General features: G+C 71.5%; 14 protein-coding genes. 9 read left to right on the top strand and 5 right to left on the bottom strand.

Annotated elements, in window-relative coordinates; translation table 11 throughout:
- Nucleotides 1-4 precede the first annotated feature (4 nt).
- Genes ACQP2O_RS30960 through alc form a run of 4 tightly spaced genes read left to right on the top strand, consistent with a single transcriptional unit; the run spans nucleotide 5 to nucleotide 3,863 of the window.
- Complete coding sequence (locus ACQP2O_RS30960; protein ID WP_433171153.1) at nucleotides 5-388, top strand: allophanate hydrolase-related protein; 384 nt, start codon at nucleotides 5-7, stop codon at nucleotides 386-388.
- Nucleotides 385-1,524 carry a glycerate kinase gene (locus ACQP2O_RS30955; protein WP_433171151.1) on the top strand — a complete coding sequence of 380 codons (1,140 nt, stop codon included), beginning with the start codon at nucleotides 385-387 and terminating at the stop codon, nucleotides 1,522-1,524. Before ACQP2O_RS30960 ends, ACQP2O_RS30955 begins: the two co-directional genes overlap by 4 nt.
- The gene (allB, locus tag ACQP2O_RS30950; RefSeq protein ID WP_433171150.1) at nucleotides 1,521-2,822 is read left to right on the top strand and encodes an allantoinase AllB; all 1,302 of its coding nucleotides are present in this window, start codon (nucleotides 1,521-1,523) and stop codon (nucleotides 2,820-2,822) included. Before ACQP2O_RS30955 ends, allB begins: the two co-directional genes overlap by 4 nt.
- Before the next feature lie 6 nt (nucleotides 2,823-2,828).
- Nucleotides 2,829-3,863: an allantoicase gene (gene alc / locus ACQP2O_RS30945; protein WP_433171148.1), complete on the top strand. Its 1,035-nt coding sequence runs from the start codon at nucleotides 2,829-2,831 to the stop codon at nucleotides 3,861-3,863.
- Nucleotides 3,864-3,987: 124 nt separating this feature from the next.
- Here alc and ACQP2O_RS30940 read toward each other — a convergent pair whose 3' ends face one another.
- From ACQP2O_RS30940 to gcvPA, 5 genes are read right to left on the bottom strand one after another with little or no spacing between them, the layout of a single operon-like run.
- On the bottom strand, nucleotides 3,988-4,629 hold the full coding sequence (locus ACQP2O_RS30940) for a GntR family transcriptional regulator (protein ID WP_433171146.1): 642 nt from the start codon (nucleotides 4,627-4,629) through the stop codon (nucleotides 3,988-3,990).
- Between the two features lie 41 nt (nucleotides 4,630-4,670).
- Nucleotides 4,671-5,432, bottom strand: coding sequence for an SDR family NAD(P)-dependent oxidoreductase (locus tag ACQP2O_RS30935; RefSeq protein ID WP_433171145.1), 762 nt, complete (start codon nucleotides 5,430-5,432; stop codon nucleotides 4,671-4,673).
- A gap of 15 nt (nucleotides 5,433-5,447) precedes the next feature.
- Nucleotides 5,448-6,554, bottom strand: a complete 1,107-nt coding sequence (locus ACQP2O_RS30930; RefSeq protein ID WP_433171143.1) for an ATP-NAD kinase family protein — start codon at nucleotides 6,552-6,554, stop codon at nucleotides 5,448-5,450.
- Complete coding sequence (gene gcvPB / locus ACQP2O_RS30925) at nucleotides 6,551-8,125, bottom strand: aminomethyl-transferring glycine dehydrogenase subunit GcvPB (protein WP_433171142.1); 1,575 nt, start codon at nucleotides 8,123-8,125, stop codon at nucleotides 6,551-6,553. The genes ACQP2O_RS30930 and gcvPB overlap by 4 nt, the downstream gene beginning before the upstream one ends.
- A complete protein-coding gene (gene gcvPA / locus ACQP2O_RS30920) occupies nucleotides 8,122-9,483 on the bottom strand; it encodes an aminomethyl-transferring glycine dehydrogenase subunit GcvPA (protein WP_433171140.1) in 1,362 nt (453 codons plus the stop codon). Before gcvPA ends, gcvPB begins: the two co-directional genes overlap by 4 nt.
- A gap of 101 nt (nucleotides 9,484-9,584) precedes the next feature.
- Between gcvPA and ACQP2O_RS30915 the strand changes: the two genes are divergently transcribed.
- The 5 genes from ACQP2O_RS30915 to ACQP2O_RS30895 are packed head-to-tail and all read left to right on the top strand — an operon-like array spanning nucleotide 9,585 to nucleotide 16,882.
- Nucleotides 9,585-10,916: an ABC transporter substrate-binding protein gene (locus ACQP2O_RS30915; RefSeq protein ID WP_433171137.1), complete on the top strand. Its 1,332-nt coding sequence runs from the start codon at nucleotides 9,585-9,587 to the stop codon at nucleotides 10,914-10,916.
- A gap of 16 nt (nucleotides 10,917-10,932) precedes the next feature.
- Nucleotides 10,933-11,865, top strand: a complete 933-nt coding sequence (locus tag ACQP2O_RS30910) for a carbohydrate ABC transporter permease (protein WP_433171135.1) — start codon at nucleotides 10,933-10,935, stop codon at nucleotides 11,863-11,865.
- Nucleotides 11,862-12,707, top strand: coding sequence for a carbohydrate ABC transporter permease (locus ACQP2O_RS30905; protein WP_433171133.1), 846 nt, complete (start codon nucleotides 11,862-11,864; stop codon nucleotides 12,705-12,707). The genes ACQP2O_RS30910 and ACQP2O_RS30905 overlap by 4 nt, the downstream gene beginning before the upstream one ends.
- Entirely contained in the window at nucleotides 12,704-14,713 is a 2,010-nt protein-coding gene (locus tag ACQP2O_RS30900; RefSeq protein ID WP_433171131.1) for a beta-galactosidase, read from the top strand. The genes ACQP2O_RS30905 and ACQP2O_RS30900 overlap by 4 nt, the downstream gene beginning before the upstream one ends.
- A 30-nt stretch (nucleotides 14,714-14,743) precedes the next feature.
- Nucleotides 14,744-16,882: an MGH1-like glycoside hydrolase domain-containing protein gene (locus ACQP2O_RS30895; protein WP_433171129.1), complete on the top strand. Its 2,139-nt coding sequence runs from the start codon at nucleotides 14,744-14,746 to the stop codon at nucleotides 16,880-16,882.
- Nucleotides 16,883-16,913 lie beyond the last annotated feature (31 nt).

The raw sequence follows: 16,913 nt of genomic DNA, 5'->3' as shown, positions 1-16,913 counted from the left end.
CACGATGCCGCTGATGTTCCTCAACGGCGGGGCGATGCGCGGGGGACCGCTGCATCACCTGCTCGACGGTTCGCCACTGGTCGCTGAGACCGCGACCGCGCCGCGGTACCGCTTCTACTCGATCTCCGACCGCTGCCCTGGACTCCTTCCGGTCGCGCACGGCGGCGCCGCCATCAAGGGCGAGGTCTACGACGTCCCGATGGACGTGCTGCGGGACCGGCTGCTGCCGGCCGAGCCGCCCGAACTGGAGCTCGGGGTGATCGAACTGGCGGACGGCACGTCGTCGTTCGCCATGGTCCTCCGCCGTCCGCCGATCTCCCATGCCGAGCTGTTCGATATCACCGAACACGGCAGCTGGACCGCCTACCAGAAGGCGAAATCCCCGTGAGCCCGCGGGGCCATGTGGTCATCGCTCCCGACAAGTTCAAGGGATCCCTGACCGCGACCGAGGTGGCCGCGCACGTCGCGGCCGGCCTGGCCCGGACCAGCCCGGGTACGCCGTTGGTGACCGTTCCGGTGGCCGACGGCGGCGACGGAACCGTCGACGCCGCAGTGGCCTGCGGGTTCGCTCGGGTACGGACCAGGGTGAGCGGGCCGACCGGTGAGCCGGTGACCGCCGCGTACGCCGTGCGGGACGACACGGCCGTCATCGAGCTGGCCGAGGCCTCCGGACTGCGCCGGCTGCCGGGCGGCGAACCCGCCCCGCTCACCGCCTCCAGCCACGGCACCGGCGAGCTCATCGCCGCTGCCGTCGCGGGCGGTGCGAAGCGGATCGTGCTCGGCCTCGGCGGCAGCGCCTGCACCGACGGCGGTACCGGGATGGCCACCGCTCTGGGTGCCCGTTTCCTCGACGGGGACGGGCGGCGGCTCGGGCCCGGCGGCGCCGAACTGCGGCGGCTGGCCTCGATCGAGGTCGCCGACCTGGGCAGGCTGATCGCCGGAGTGGAGGTCGTCATCGCCCGCGACGTGGACAGCCCGCTGCTCGGCCCGGACGGCGCCGCCGCCGTCTTCTCGCCACAGAAGGGCGCCACGGCAGGGCAGGTACTGACCTTGGAGAACGGGCTGGCCCGGCTGGAATCGATCACCCGCCGCACGTTCAACACGTGGCGTGCCAAGACGCCGGGCGCCGGTGCGGCAGGCGGCGTCGGTTTCGGCGCGATGGTCTTCCTGCACGCGGAGGCACGGCCTGGCATCGGCTATCTGCTCGACCTCCTCGGTTTCACCGACAAGCTGGACGGCGCGCGGCTGGTGATCACGGGCGAGGGGTCGCTGGATCGCCAGACGCTGGCGGGCAAGGCTCCCACCGGGGTGGCCAAGGCCGCGGCCAAACGCGGTGTCCCGGTCGTCGCGGTCTCCGGGCGGCGTTCGCTGACCGGCGAGCAGCTCCGCAAGGCCAGGTTCCAGCACGCGTACGCACTCACCGATCTCGAACCCGATCCCGCCCGCTGCATGGCCGAGGCCGGACCGCTGCTGGAGCGGCTCGCCGAAGCGATCGGCCGCGAACTGGAGGCTGCTTCCCGATGAGTTACGACCTCGTCATACGTTCGCGCCGGGCCATCCTGCCCGAGGGAGAGCGGCCCGCGGCCGTGGCGGTGCGGGACGGCAGGATCGCCGCCATCGCGGACTACGCGGCCGCGCCGCTCGCCGACACGCAGGTGGACCTGGGCGAGACGGCGCTGCTACCCGGTCTCGTCGACACGCACGTCCACATCAACGAGCCGGGCCGCACGGAATGGGAGGGATTCGCGACCGCCACCCGCGCCGCCGCGGCGGGCGGGGTGACCACCGTCGTGGACATGCCGCTCAACTCCCTCCCGCCGGTGGTCGTTCCGAGCGCGCTGGCCACCAAGAAGGCGGCGGCTTCGGGGCAGTGTCATGTGGACGTCGGTTTCTGGGGCGGCGCGATTCCCGGCAATACGGCCGCGCTGCGGGTGCTGCACGACCTCGGGGTCTACGGGTTCAAGTGCTTCACCGCCGACTCCGGGGTGCCGGAATTCCCGCCGCTGTCCTACGACGAGATGGAGGAGGCGTTCACCGAGATCGCGTCCTTCCACGGGCTGGTGATCGTGCATGCCGAGGATCCCGACTCGCTGCGGACTCCGAAGGACGGGGGATACGCGGCCTTCCTGGCGTCACGGCCGCCGAGCGCGGAGTACCAGGCCATCGAGCAGGTGATCCGGCTGGCCGAGAAGACCGGGGTGCGCGCGCACATACTGCACCTTTCGGCGGCCGACTGCGTCGAACAGCTCGCCAAGGCGCAGGCACGGGGCGTACAGATCACCGCCGAGACCTGCCCGCACTATCTGACCCTGTCCGCCGCCGAGATCGTGCTGGAGGCGACGCACTTCAAGTGCTGCCCCCCGATCCGCGACGCGGCCAACCGGGACGGACTCTGGCGGGGCTTGGCGGACGGGGTCATCGGTTGCATCGTCTCCGATCACTCGCCATGCCTGCCCGAGCTGAAGCAGGGCGGCTTCGACGAGGCATGGGGCGGGATCAACTCGCTGCAGCTCGGCCTGCCCGCCGTCTGGACCGAGGCCCGTTCCCGGGGTTTCGGCCTGACCGCCGTCGCGAGCTGGATGTCGGCCGCGCCGGCCGCGCTGGCGGGGATCGAGGGGAAGGGCGCGATCGCCGTCGGGAACGACGCCGACCTGGTCGCCTTCGCCGCGAACGAGAGGTTCACCGTGGACCTGGCGGCCTTGAAGACTCGGCATCGCATCACGCCCTACGCGGATCGCGAGCTCACCGGCGTCGTACAGGCCACGTGGCTGCGCGGTGAAGTCGTCGACGACACGCCTCGCGGGCGTCTTCTAGGAAGGTAACGAGACATGGCTGATTTCACGTCGTTGCCGGATCTCGCGGTCCGGAACCTGGGCGGCTCTGTTCTCGCGGCGAGCGACGAGTCGTTCGCCGAGCGGGAGAACCTGATCAACCCCTGGGAGGCGAAGCACCAGGCGGGCACCTTCGGGCGGAAGGGCCAGGTCTACGACGGTTGGGAAACCGCCAGGCGGCGGCCCTCCGCGCTCGGGCTCGAGGCCGACGACCGCGGGCACGACTGGGCGCTCGTTCGGCTCGGGCTGCCGGGGGTCATCCGAGGCGTCGTCATCGACACCGCCTGGTTCAAAGGCAACTTCCCCACGCACGCGTCGGTCGAGGCCTGCGCCGTCGAGGGCTACCCGTCCGTCGAGGAACTGCTGGCCGTGGACTGGGTGGAGATCGTTCCGCGAAGCGCGCTGACGGGCGACGCCGAGCACGAGTTCGCGGTCGAGGCCGCTCGGCGGTTCACGCACGTACGGCTGAACATGTTCCCCGATGGCGGCATCGCACGGCTTCGGGTACACGGCGAGGTGGTGCCGGATCCGCGGCTGCTGACCGGGCTGACCGTCGACCTGGCCGCGCTGGAGACCGGCGCCCGCGTCACCGGCTGCTCCGACCTCTTCTACTCCTCGCCGGACAGGATGCTGGCCCCGGGCATGGCCCGGAACCAGGCGGAGGGCTGGGAGACCGCACGCCGCCGCGACGACGGCAACGACTGGGTCGTCGTGGAGCTGGCGGCTCCGGGCGTGCTGAAGCTGGCCGAGATCGACACCACGCACCTGAAGTTCAACGCTCCGGGCTGGGTCGCCCTGTCCGGCCAGGACGCCCGGAAGTCGCAGGAGTGGTTCCCGGTGCTCGAACCGACCCGGGTACAGCCCGACGGGCGTCATCACTTCCGGCTGGCCTCGCACGCCGAGGTCACGCACGTACGGTTGGACATCTACCCGGACGGCGGCGTCGGGCGGCTGCGGCTCTGGGGCGACCTGACCGAGGACGGCGAACAGGCCCTCCGCGACCGCTGGGACGCCCTCAACGTGACGGGGTGAGCGAGGGTACGTGCCATGCCCGGGAGCTGTTCGGAGCAGACGGGAACGCGCGCGGGGTACCGATCCATGCGCGAGGCGCAACACCAACGATCTGTCGTCGAGGCGTCGCCGGCAGATCACGGCTTCAGTCGCCGAAGCGTTCGAGGATGCGATCCATGCCGCTGTTCCAGTTGACCTTCAGCGCGGCCACCGCACCGTCGATGTCGCCGGCCTGGAGGCACTCGGCGATCCGCTCGTGCTCCTCGGCCGACCGCTCCAAGACCTGCTGGTCGCCGATGATGACTCGCTCGTAGCGGCGCATGGTGAGCTTGAGCGAGGTGATCAGGTCCATCAGGCGCTCGTTGGGGCAGCCGGACAGGAGCAGGTCGTGCCAGGCGTCGTCGTAGCGTTCGAGCACGGCGTACTCCGCCTCCGGGGCCGAGAACGCCCGCGCCTCCTCGAGCAGGCGTGGCGTGATCGAGGCGAGGTACTCCGGCTCGGACAGCTCCAGCGCCAGCGACTCCATGTGGGCCACGATCGTGGTCAGGTCGCGGAACTCCTGCGCGCTCATCGGCGCGAACCGGAATCCTCGCCCGCGCTCGCTGACGATGATTCCTTCGCGCTCCAGGCCGATCAGCGCCTCCCGCAGGGGGGTGCGGCTCACCCCCAGATCGGTCGCCAGGACGGTCTCGTTGATCGGCTGGTCGGGGTCGAACTCACCCCGGCCCAGCCGATCGAGGATCTCGTCCTTGATCTGCTCGCGCAACGGGCGGCGCTCGATCGGCATCTGGCTATCATCCCTTCCTCGGTGGTCGGCGATCAGGTCGTTCAGGCGGTGCCGGCTCCGTCGACGGCGATGACCGCGCCGCTGACGAACGACGCGGCGTCGCTCGCCAGGAAGGCCACGGTCCGGGCGATGTCCCCGGGCGTGCCGATCCTGCCGAGCGGACGGTCGGCCGCCTCCTCGTAGAAGGCCTCCAGCGATCCGCCGAGCTGCCGCGCCTCCTCGGCGAGCATGCCGGTGGCCGTGTCGCCCGGGCAGACGCAGTTGACCCGGATGTTGTCGGGCCCGTGGTCGATCGCCATCGCACGCGTCATGTTCACGACCGCGCCTTTGGACGCGCAGTACGATACGGCGTCCGCGCCGCCCTTGATGCCCCAACCGGACCCGGTGTTGATGATGCTTCCGCCGCCGGCGGCCCGCATCAGTGGTATCGCCTGCCGGCTCAGCAGCATGATCGACTTTACGTTGACGGCCATCACCCGGTCCCAGTCGTCCTCGGTGATTCCGCACACGGTGGACCGCCGGATGATCCCGGCGTTGTTGAACAGCACGTCGACGCCGCCGAAGGTGTCCCGGGCGGTCGCGATGACGCGCTCGCAGTCGGCGGCGTCGGATACGTCGCAGCGGACGAACACGGCACGGCCACCGGCGGCGCCGACGGCCTTCTCGGCCTCCGCCCCGCCCGTTTCGTCGATGTCGGCCAGCACGACGGCGGCGCCGAGCTCGGCCAGCAGCTCGGCCGTCGCCCGGCCGATGCCGGAGGCGGCACCGGTCACGACGGCTCGCTTGCCCTTAAGAGAGATCATTCTTCAGGTCCTTCCTCAACGGATCGGGTACATGGCGGTGCGCGCATATCCCGTCAGTACGGGCCGGTGGCCCGTGAGCTCGCGGTCCAGGTCCTCCTCGCCGGTGTCGACGAGCAGGGGCCGCCCGCCCAGGGCGGCGAGCTTGGCCTCGGTCGCCACGACCAGCAGGCGGTCCACGCCGACGGCGCGCAGCACGGCGGGGGAGATCTGCTGGTTGCCCCGGCCGAGCAGGAAGCCCTGCCCGCCGATCGGCGTTACGGCCACCCACGCGGGCGTCGCCCGGACGATCTCCTCCAGTCTCGCCGCCGAGACGTCTGCGGCGACGAGCCGCCCGTCCCGGTCCAGGGCGTTCACCCCCATGACGGGGACGTCGGCGCCGAACGCGGCGGCGACGGCGCGCATCGTGCCGCCCGGGCCGAGGACGAGCGGCTCGCCGGGGGCGAGTCGCCGGCGCAGTTCGGCGGCGATCCCGGCGACGGATGCCGGCGCGGTGACCGAGCCGCCCAGCTTGCGCTGCTGGATCCGGACCGGGACGTCCGGCACCCGCAGGTGGCCGTACAGCCGGGCCGAAACGCGTCCCTCGCGCACCGCGTCCTCGTCGAGGTCCATCACCTCGGCGTCGCGGAGCGCCGTGCCGCCGGCCGCCATCAGCGCGGCCGCCTCCCCGGCGGCGCGCGGGCTGACGCCGAACACCGCCGAGTGCATCTTCACGCCGGTCGGCACCCCGAGCACCGGCACCGACGAGCCGACCGCGTCCAGGACGTCGCGGGCGGTGCCGTCGCCGCCGGCGAACAGCAGCAGGTCGACCTCGGCGGCCAGCGCAGCGGCGGCGGCCCCGGTGTCGGAGGGCGTGGTGGGGGAGCCCGGCTCGTGGACGACGACGGGCCGCAGCCCGGCGGCGGTGACCGCGTCGGCGCCCATCGCGCCCGCGACGGTCCGTACGGTCAGGCCGGCGCCGAGCCGCGAGCGCAGCTCGGCCAGCGCGAGCCCGGCGCGCTCGCCCGCCCGGGGCTCCGCGCCGAGCGCGCGGGCCCGCCGCTGCACGTCCGCGCCGTCGCTGCCCTTGAGCCCCACCCGGCCGCCGAGACCGGCGACCGGGTTGACGACGAGCCCGAACCTCATGCGCCCAGGATCTTCCGCCGGTAGGCGCGCCAGGTGACCGCCCAGGTCGTCGGGTCGTCCAGGGTGTCCTGCCGGACACGGTGCACGGTCGAGCGGTGCGGGGCGGTCCGCACCGTCTCCGGCTCCTCGTACGCCTCGCGCGCGACCTCGGCCAGGATCGCGGCGTACTCGTCCAGGTCGGCCCTGGAGTACGACTCGGTGGGTTCGAGCGTCATCGGCTCCGGCACCACGAACGGATGGTGGCTGGTCCAGTAGTGCGTGCCGAAGTCGGCGGCGCGGTAACCGATGTCCTCGGTGTGCACGCCGGTCTCCTCGGCCAGCCTCGCCCAGCTGTAGCGGACCTGCTCGATCCGCCGCCGGCCCGCCGCGTACGGGGCGGACGCGCCGCGGATCTCCAGGACCTTCTTCATCAGGTAGTTGTTGTTCAGCACCGCGACCTCGGCGGCCTCCCGCAGGCCCTCCGCGCCGAGCGCCATGATCCAGGCGTACGCGCGGACCAGGTTCGGGACGACGCCGTAGAACGGCCGGATCTTGCCGACCGACTCGGGCCGGTCGTCGTCGAGACGGTAGCGGGTGCCGTCGAACTCCACGGCCGGCTTGGGCAGGTACGGTGCCAGCGCCTCGGTCACGCCGCAGGCGCCCGCCGCGGGGCCGCCGCAGGCGTGCGGCGTCGAGAAGGTCTTGTGCAGGTTGAAATGGCACAGGTCGAAGCCGGCGTCGCGGGCCCGCGTGATGCCGAGGATGCCGTTGGCGTTCGCCTGGTCGTAGGCGCATAGGCCGCCCGCGTCGTGGACGATCCTGACGAACTCCTCGATCCGCGGGTTGAAGATCCCGGTGTCCTCCGGGTTGGTGATCAGCAGTGCCGCGGTGCGGGGGCCGACCGCGGCCTTCAGCGCCTCGATGTCGGGGTAGCCGTCGGCGTCCGGGTACAGCGTGATCACCTTGAACCCGGCCGTCTTGGCGCAGGCGGCGTTGGACGGATGCGAGAAGATCGTGGTGATCACCTCGTCCCGCTGCTCCAGCTCGCCGCGCGCGGCGAAGTACGCCCGGATCATGGCCACGTTCGTGTAGATCGCCGCCGAACCGGCACCGGGCTGCAGCGACACCCGGTCCATGCCGGAGATCTCCCGCAGCATCCGCTCCAGCCGATAAATGATCTCCAGGACGCCCTGTACGGTCCGCTCGTCCTGCAGCGGGTGCAGTTCGGCCAGCTTCGGGTCGCGGACGAACCGGTCGTTGACCTTCGGGCTGTACTTCATCGTGCACGTGCCCTGGCCGACGTCGATGTTCAGGTCGACGCCGAGGTTCTCCTGCGACAGCCGCAGGTAGTGCCGGAGGACGTGCAGCTGGGACAGCTCCGGAAGAGCCGGCGGGGCCGCGCGGCGCAGCCCCTCGGGCAGGCTGTCGTCGAGCGGCACCTCGGGCTCGGGGACCAGCACGCCCCGCTCGCCGGGGCTGCTCAGCTCGAACAGCAGCGGCTCGTCCCAGCGGGCCTGGTGGAAGCGGCGCAGCGGCGGCTTCGGACCGATCTTCGCGTCGGCGGTCGTGACGGTGGCGCGTTCGGTGTTCACTTGGCGATCTCCTGGAGGGCGGTGGCCAGGCGGTCGATGTCGTCCTTGCCGTGGACCTCGGTGACGCAGTACAGGGCGTCGGTCTCGGACAGCACGTGGCCGCCGAAGATGCCGCGGTCCAGCAGCGCGTCGCCGACCTCGGCCGCCGTCCGCGCGCCGGTGAAGCGCACGGCGAAGTCGGCGAAGTGCGGCGCGTCGGCGTACGGCACCTCGACGCCGGGCACCTCGGCCAGCCGGCGGATCGCGTACCGCGTGTTCGCCATGATCGTCTGGCCGATCTCACGCATGCCCTGCGGGCCCATGAGCGCGAGGTACACCCCGGCGGTGATGCCGTTCAGCGCGGCGGCGGTGCCCACCCACTCCTTGCCCTCCTCACGGAGCGCGAAGGAGGTCCGCTCGTAGGCCACGTCGCCGAAGCCGTACTCGCCCTCGACATCGGTCGGCGCCAGGCCGAACAGCCGCGAGGGGAACTCGGCGACGAACCGCTCCTCGTCCCGGGTCGCGATGAACCCGCCGTTCAGCCCGCCGTACGCCAGGTGCAGCCCGAGCGGCTGGATGTCGCCGCAGACGATTTCCGCGCCGTACGCGGCGGGCGGCGCGACCACGCCGAGGGAGATCGGGTTGCAGCCGACGACGTACAGCGCGCCCGCCTCGTGCGCCAGGCCGCCCAGCTCCGGCAGCGCGGGGTCGACGATGCCCAGGTAGGAGGGCGCCTCGGCGTAGACGGCCGCGACGTCGCCGACGGCCAGCTCCGCGCGCACGGCGTCCAGGTCGGCCCGGCCGTCGGTGCCGACGGGGACGACGACCACGTCGTGCACGGGACGGACGTAGTCGTCGATCTTCGACAGTTTGTCCGGGTCGAGGGCGGTGACCAGCAGCAGCCGGCGGTGCCCGGTGATCCGGCCGGCCATCCGCAGCGCGGTCGCGGACGCCTGGAAGCCGTCGTAGGCCGGCACGTTGACGACGTCCATCTCCAGCAGGTCGCCCATCAGCGACTGGTACTCCCACAGCGCCTGGAAGCGGCCGTGGTCCTCGTACGGCTCGCCCGCGTAGGCGGTGAGGAACTCACTGCGGTTGATCACCTCGTCGACCACCGCCGGCACATGGTGCTGGTAGCAGCCGGCGCCAAGGAAGCTGAGCGCCTCGTGCGTCCCGGTGTTGCGGGTCAGCAGGGCGCCGAAGTGCCGGACCAGCTCCGCCTCCGAACGCAGCGGGGCGGGCAGGTCCAGGGGCCGGCGCAGCCGGATGCTCTCCGGCACGTCGGCGTAGAACTCCTCGGTGCTCGCCGCCCTGACGGCCGCCAGCATCTGCTCTTTGATGGCCGGTACGGAGTTGGGGATGTACGGATGAACGCTCACGCACGTCCTCGCTTTCGAGTTTCTCGTCGCACCCTCTTGACGAAAGCACATGATGCAGTGTGCTGTATACAGCATTCTTCATACCAGTCCTGGGAGGCAAGATGGCGACGAGCCTGGAACGGCGGTCGGTGCTGACCGCCGGGTTCGCCGGCGTTATGTCGGTATTGCTCGCGGTGAGCGGCTGCGCCACCGGAGGGACGGCTCGCAAGCCCGGCCCCGCGCTGAAGTCCGGCTCGGCGGCCGCGCTCAAGGGCGACGTCACCGTGTGGTCGTGGGACGTCGCCGCCAAGGCGCTCAAGCGGCTCGCGCCCGCCTTCGAGCAGCGTCACCCCGGCGTGAAGGTCAAGGTCGTCGACATCGGCTACGACAACGCGTACGACAAGATCACCGTCGGCATGCGATCCGGGCAGGGCCTACCCGACGTGCTCACCGTCGAGGGCGACAAGCTGCCGAGCTACATCGGCAACTTCCCGCGCGGGCTGTACGACCTGACGTCCCTGGCCGGTCGGTACAAGTCGAGTTTCGCCTCCGCGACCTGGGCGAACGTCACCGACGCGCAGGGCCGGGTGTTCGCGCTGCCGTGGGACAGCGGCCCCTGCGCGCTGTTCTACCGCACGGACCTGTTCCAGCAGGCCGGCGTCGACCCGGCCTCCATCCGGACGTGGGACGACTACGTGCGCGCCGGCGAGCAGATCAAGGCCAAGACCGGCAGGAAGCTGCTCGTGATGGACCCCGCCGAGGACAGCACGTTCCCGATGATGCTCCAGCAGCAGGGCCAGCGGTACTTCAAGGACGGCAAGGTCGTCGTCGCCGACCAGCAGGCCGTCCGCGCCGCGACGCTGCTGAAGACCCTCGCCGACAAGGGACTGGTCGACTTCGAGAAGGGCTGGGACGGCCTGGTCGCCGCAACCAAGGCCGGCAAGGTCGCCACCACCCCGTACGCCGTCTGGTGGTCCGGCACCCTCACCGACGAGATGAAGGAGCTGAAGGGGAGGTTCGGCGTCGTCCCGCTGCCCGCCTTCGACGCCGGTGGCGTGCGCACGTCCAACAACGGCGGCTCGACCCTCGCCGTCGCCGGCCAGACGAAGAACCCCCAGGCCGCGTGGGCATTCCTCGAGTTCGCGCTGGCCGACGATGCCAACCAGGCGTCCATGTTGAAGAACGAAGGGCTCTTCCCGGCCTTCCTGCCCGCGCTGAACGACCCGTACGTCAGCGCGCCGCAGGACTACTACGGCGGCCGGCCGGTCTTCAAGACGTTCGCCGACCTGGAGAAGAGCGTGCCGCCGGTGGAGTACACCAAGGACGGGTCGAAGGCGGCCGACATCGTGAACGGCACCGTCTCCGGCATCGTGCTGCACCACGACGACCCGCAGAAGGCACTGAAGTCGGCGGCCCAGCAGATCGCCGCCGCGACCGGCCGCCCGGCGGCGTGACACCGTGACAGTCGACGTGACACGAGAGGCCGTGCGCGCGCCGGCCCCGGCCGGGCGGCGGCCCGGCCGGGGGGAGGAGCGGCGCGGCCTGCCACGGCTCACTCCGTGGATCTTCGCGGGGCCGGCCGCCGCGCTGTTCGTCCTGTTCTTCGCCTATCCGCTGCTGGCGAGCGTCTACCAGAGCTTCACCGCCGACCGCGACGGGGTGCAGACCTGGGTCGGGCTCGCCCAGTACCGGCGGATGCTGCACGACCCGGTGTTCTGGGCGTCGCTGCGCAACACCGGGCTGATCCTCATCGTGCAGGTTCCCCTCATGATCGGCCTGGGGTTGCTGCTGGCGTACGGGCTGAACCGGTCGTGGCTGCGGTTCCGGTCGACCTGGCGCATCGCCTACTTCCTGCCGGCCGTGACCATGCTGGTGGCCTACTCGGTGGTGTTCCGGGTGCTGCTGAAGACCGACGGCGGAATGGTGAACCAGTCGCTGCACGCCGTGGGCCTGCCCGAGGTGGACTGGCTGAACAGCCCCGGCTGGGCCCGGATCGCGCTGATCGGCTCGATCACCTGGCGGTGGACCGGCTACAACGCGGTGATCCTCCTGGCCGGGCTGCAGGGCATCGGCCGCGAGCAGTACGAGGCGGCGGCCATCGACGGCGCGGGCGCCTTCACGACGTTCACCCGCGTGATCGTCCCGCAGCTGCGGCCGGTGATCCTCTTCTGCTCGGTGACCTCGACCATCGGCACCCTGCAGCTGTTCGACGAGAACTACGTGCTGACCAAGGGCGGGCCGGGCAACGCCACGATGACGCCCGTCCTCTACCTGTACAAGGTCGGCTTCGAGCAGCTCGACTTCGGCTACGCGGCCGCCATCGCCTGGGTCGTCGTGCTGCTGATCGGGCTGATCTCGTTCGTCCAGTTCCGCTTCCTCGGAAAGGGCCGGTCGAGCCGATGACCACCACGACCCGCACCCTGCGCCCGCGCCTGCTCGGCCGCGCGGCCGGCTACCTGTTCCTCACTGTCGGCGCGGTGGTCAGCATCGTGCCGTTCTACTGGATGGTGGTGGCCTCCACCCGGGACAACGCCGAGCTGTTCCGCTCGCCGCCGCCGTTCCTGCCGGGCGGTCGGCTGCTGCACAACCTCGTGTCGCTGCAGCACTCCATCGGCTTCACCCGGGTGATGGCCAACAGCCTGGGCATCGCGGTCGTCTACACACTGGTCAGCTCGCTCATCTCCGCGATGTGCGGGTACGGCCTGGCGAAGTACCGGTTCCGCGGCCGCGGGCTGCTGCTCGGCCTGGTGCTCGCGACCATGATGATCCCGTTCCAGGTGCTGCTCGTTCCGCTGTTCCAGATGATGTCGAACCTCGGGTGGATCGACACGTATCAGGCGGTCATCATCCCGTTCCTGGCCAACTCGTTCGGCATCTTCCTGATGCGCCAGGCGTTCCTGGACTTTCCCGACGAGCTGATCGAGTCGGCCCGCATGGACGGCGCCGGCGACCTGCGCGTCTTCTACCGGATCGTGCTGCCGGTGGTGCGCCCGCAGCTCGGCGCGCTGGCCATCTTCACCTTCATGAGCCAGTGGAACGCCTTCCTGTGGCCGCTGCTGATGCTCAACACCGAGGACAAGTACACCGCGCCGGTCGCGCTGTACACCCTCGTCGGGCAGAGCCACGTCGACTACTCCGGGCTGATCCTCGGCTCGTTCCTGGCGACGCTGCCGCTGATGCTCGTCTTCTTCATCTTCCAGAAGCAGTTCGTGTCCGGGCTGCTCGGAGGGGCGGTCAAGGGATGACGCGGATCGACGATCGCCTGACCCGGATCCCAGGTCTGCTGTACGGCGGCGACTACAACCCCGAACAGTGGTCCGAGGAGGTGTGGGAGCAGGACGTCCGGCTGATGAGGGAGGCCGGGGTCAACCTGGTCACGGTGGGGGTGTTCTCCTGGGCGCGGCTGCAGCCCGGCCCCGACACCTGGGACTTCGGCTGGTTCGACCGGCTGCTGGACCTGCTCGCCGGGAACGGCATCGGCGTCGACCTGGCCACCGCCACCGCGTCGCCGCCCGCCTGGCTGGTCCGCGCGCACCCGGAGGTGCTGCCGGTCACCGCCGAGGGCGTACGCCTGGAGTTCGGCTCGCGGCAGCACTACTGCCCGTCCTCGCCGGTCTACCGGCGGGCGGCCGTACGGCTTGCGCGGGCGATCGCCGAGCGGTACCACGACCATCCGGCGCTCGCCCTCTGGCACGTCCACAACGAGTACGGCGACCATGTCACCGAGTGCTTCTGCCCGACCTCGGCCGCCGACTTCCGGCGCTGGCTGCGGGAGCGGTACACCGGGCCGGCGGCGCTGAACGCCGCGTGGGGTACCGACTTCTGGTCCCAGCGGTACGGCGCGTGGGAGGAGATCGAGCCGCCGCGCGCCGCCCCCGGCCCGGTCAACCCCACCCAGGTGCTGGACTGGCGACGGTTCTGCTCGGACGCGCTGCTGGCCTGCTACCGGGCCGAGAAGGCGGTGCTCGACGAGGTCCGCGGCGACGTTCCCGTGACCACGAACTTCATGTCGATGTTCAAGGCGCTGGACTACTGGGCCTGGGCCTCGGAGGAGGACCTGGTCTCCGACGACGCCTACCCCGACCCGGCCGACCCGGCGGCGCACGTCGGCGCGGCGCTGAACTACGACCTGATGCGCTCGCTCAAGGGTGGCCGGCCGTGGCTGCTGATGGAGCAGGCGCCCTCGGCGGTGAGCTGGCGGCCCGTCAACGTCCCGAAGACCCCGGCGCTGCAGCGGCTGTGGTCCCTGCAGACGGTGGCGCGCGGCGCCGACGGCGTCCTGCACTTCCAGTGGCGGGCGTCCCGGGCCGGCGCGGAGAAGTTCCACAGCGCGCTGCTGCCGCACCGGGGCGTCGCGTCGCCGCGCTGGGCCGGCACCGTACGGCTCGGCCGGGAGCTGGCCCGGCTGGGCGAGGTCGCGGGTAGCCGGCTGACCGCCGACGTCGCCATCGCCGTGGACTGGGACTCCTGGTGGGCGCTGGAACTGGACGAGCACCCGTCGTCGCGGCTGCGGCTGCGCGAGTTGGTCGCCTCCTGGTACGCCCCGATCCATGCCCGCAACGTGACGGTCTCCTTCGTGCCGCCGGGAGCTCCGCTGGACGGCTACCGCGTCGTCCTGGCGCCCAACCTCTACCTCGTGACCGAGGCCACCGCGCGATGGCTGACCGCCTACGTCGAGGACGGCGGTCGGCTGGTCTGCGGCTGCTTCAGCGGCGTGGCCGACGAGCACGACCACATCCACGACGGTGGCTGTCCCGGCCCGCTGCGCGACGTGCTCGGCGTCGCCGTCGAGGAGTTCTGGCCGATCGCCGACGGGGACGCGACCGGGGTCGCGGTCGGCGACCGCGCCCTGTCGGCGACGTTGTGGAGCGAGTGGCTGACCGCGACGACGGCCGAGACCGTCGGGGCGTACGCCTCCGGTCCGCTGGCCGGCCGCCCGGCGGTCACCCGCAACGCGTACGGCTCGGGCCGCTCCTGGTACCTCGGCTGCCATCTCGGCGAGGACGTCGGCGTCGTGCTCGACGCCGTCTTCGCCGACGCGGGCGTACGGCCCGTGCTGGAGGCCCCGGACGGCGTGGAGGTCACCCGCCGCGACGGCCCGGACGCCTCCTACCTCTTCCTGCTCAACCACGCCGGCACGGACGCGGAGCTGCCCGTGCCCGACGGGATCGAGCTGCTGACCGGCACCGCTGTGCGGGGCACGCTCCGGCTGCCCCCGCTCGGGGCGGCGGTGCTCAAGACGGCCCGCTGACGGCCGCTACTCTCCCCACGAAAGGTGATCATGCGTCGATCGCTGCATGCCCTGGCCGGGCTCTCGCTCGGCTCGGCCCTCGTCGTCACCGCCCTTCCCGTCGCGTACGCCGCGCCACCACCGGCCGGGTACGCCGACGTGCTCGACCTGCACGGCGTTCCCTCGAACGCCCTGCCCGCCGACGTCAACGACATCAACGTGTTCGCCGACCAGGGAGCCTGGCACGCCTACGCGCTGCCGAAGGACCCCTCCACGTACGGCGCGTTCTCCGGGCCGATGTACATCGCCCAGGAGTACCCGTGGTGGCTGAGCAAGGCGTTCTCCCGCATCCGGCTGCGGGAGAACGGCCGGGACATCGACCTGGCCACCGCGAAGAAGCCGGTGCTGACCGCGCTGCCGGGCTTGCTGCGCCAGTCGTACGACCTGCCGGGGCTGCGCCTCACCCTGGAGTTGCGGTTCGGCAGCGACCGCAGCGCACTCGTACGGGCGTACCTGGAGAACACCGGCACCGCCGCTCGCACGCTGGAGGTGGGCTGGACCGGCGCGCTGCTGCGCCCGGACACCGAGCCGATGCGCAGCGCTCCGTCGATGCGCGCCACCGGCCAGGGCGTCGCCGTCGACTTCGCCCGGGTCCGGCAGACGTGGGACTACCTCACCGACGGCACCGAGCGGTTCGAGGTCGTGCACGCCGAGCCGGTTCGCAGCACGGTCACCGGCGACTCGTACGTCACCGAGCTGGCACGTCCGCGTACCGTCGCGCCGCACCGCACCACCGCGCTGACCTGGACCGAGACCTACACCTTCACCGCTGCGGAGCGGAACCGGGAGACGCCGGTCGTGCGCGACCTGCTGCGCCGGCCGGAGCAGGCCATCGCCCGAGGCGACTCGCGCTGGCACGGCTACGTCACCGCCGTGACCAGGGGCGTGCCCGCCGATCGGCGCCGCGCCGTGGTCAAGTCGGTCGAGACGCTGATCACCAACTGGCGCGGCGCGGCCGGGATGCTCAAGCACGACGGCGTCACCCCGTCGATCACCTACAAGTGGTTCACCGGCGGGCTCTGGGCCTGGGACACCTGGAAGCAGGCGGTCGGCACCGCCCGGTTCGCCCCCGCGCTCGCCGAGTCGCAGATCCGGTCGATGTTCGACTACCAGGTCAGCCCCGACTCGCCGACCCGCCCGCAGGACGCCGGGATGATCCCCGACTGCATCTTCTACAACGACCCGGCGCGCGGCGGCGGCAACTGGAACGAGCGCAACTCCAAGCCGCCGCTGGCCGCCTGGGCGGTCTGGGAGGTCTATCGGGCCAACGGCGACACCGCGTTCCTCAAGGAGATGTACCCGAAGTTGGTCGCCTACCACGACTGGTGGTACCGCGACCGGGACCACGACCACGACGGCCTGGCCGAGTACGGCGCCACCGTCGACCCGGCCAACGACAGCGCCGAGGAGCGGCGCCAGGCGGCGGCGTGGGAGAGCGGTATGGACAACGCGCCGCGCTTCGACGCCGCACTCGGCACGACCGTGGCGGAGAACCGCGATGCGAACGGCCGCCTGCTCGGCTACTCGCTCAACCAGGAGTCGGTCGATCTGAACTCCTACCTCGTCGCCGAGAAGCGCTACCTGGCGGCCATCGCGGCGCGGCTCGGGCACCGGGCCGACGCCGCGCGGTACACCGCGCAGGCACGGACGCTGACCGCGGCGATCCGGGCCAAGATGTACGACCCGGCGACCGGCTTCTTCTACGACACCGACCTGGCCACCGGCCGTCGGCTCGTCGAGCGGGGCCGTGGCATCGAGGGCGCCGTCCCACTGTGGGCCGGGGTCGCCGACGGCGCCGAGGCGGCGCGGGTCCGGGCGAGGCTCACCGATCCGGCCGAGTTCGCCACGAAGGTGCCGTTCCCGACGGTGGCCAAGAGCTCGCCGTACTTCTCCGCGAAAGAGTACTGGCGCGGCCCCGTCTGGCTGGACCAGGCTTACTTCGCACTGGCCGGCCTGCGCCGGTACGGCTACGGCACGGACGCCACCGCCGCGGCGAACCGGCTCTGGCAGTCGGCCGACGGCTTGCTCGGCGACCGCCCGATCATGGAGAACTACGACCCCCTGACCGGACAACCATTGAACTCCACCAACTTCAGCTGGTCCGCGGCGCTCCTGCCCGGGATCGCCTGAGGCCGACGCTCCCGTCCCGGCGGCCCGGCCG

Source organism: Actinoallomurus sp. CA-150999, from assembly GCF_050942425.1.
Classification (GTDB): domain Bacteria; phylum Actinomycetota; class Actinomycetes; order Streptosporangiales; family Streptosporangiaceae; genus Actinoallomurus.
This window is presented reverse-complemented; position numbering and strand designations above follow the sequence as displayed.

Coding starts and splice junctions, on each gene's coding strand:
- alc (WP_433171148.1), top strand. CDS start 2,829: ATGGCTGATTTCACGTCGTTGCCGGATCTCGCGGTCCGGAACCTGGGC.
- ACQP2O_RS30930 (WP_433171143.1), bottom strand. CDS start 6,554: ATGAGGTTCGGGCTCGTCGTCAACCCGGTCGCCGGTCTCGGCGGCCGG.
- ACQP2O_RS30895 (WP_433171129.1), top strand. CDS start 14,744: ATGCGTCGATCGCTGCATGCCCTGGCCGGGCTCTCGCTCGGCTCGGCC.
- ACQP2O_RS30940 (WP_433171146.1), bottom strand. CDS start 4,629: ATGCCGATCGAGCGCCGCCCGTTGCGCGAGCAGATCAAGGACGAGATC.
- ACQP2O_RS30915 (WP_433171137.1), top strand. CDS start 9,585: ATGGCGACGAGCCTGGAACGGCGGTCGGTGCTGACCGCCGGGTTCGCC.
- ACQP2O_RS30900 (WP_433171131.1), top strand. CDS start 12,704: ATGACGCGGATCGACGATCGCCTGACCCGGATCCCAGGTCTGCTGTAC.
- allB (WP_433171150.1), top strand. CDS start 1,521: ATGAGTTACGACCTCGTCATACGTTCGCGCCGGGCCATCCTGCCCGAG.
- ACQP2O_RS30935 (WP_433171145.1), bottom strand. CDS start 5,432: ATGATCTCTCTTAAGGGCAAGCGAGCCGTCGTGACCGGTGCCGCCTCC.
- ACQP2O_RS30905 (WP_433171133.1), top strand. CDS start 11,862: ATGACCACCACGACCCGCACCCTGCGCCCGCGCCTGCTCGGCCGCGCG.
- ACQP2O_RS30960 (WP_433171153.1), top strand. CDS start 5: ATGCCGCTGATGTTCCTCAACGGCGGGGCGATGCGCGGGGGACCGCTG.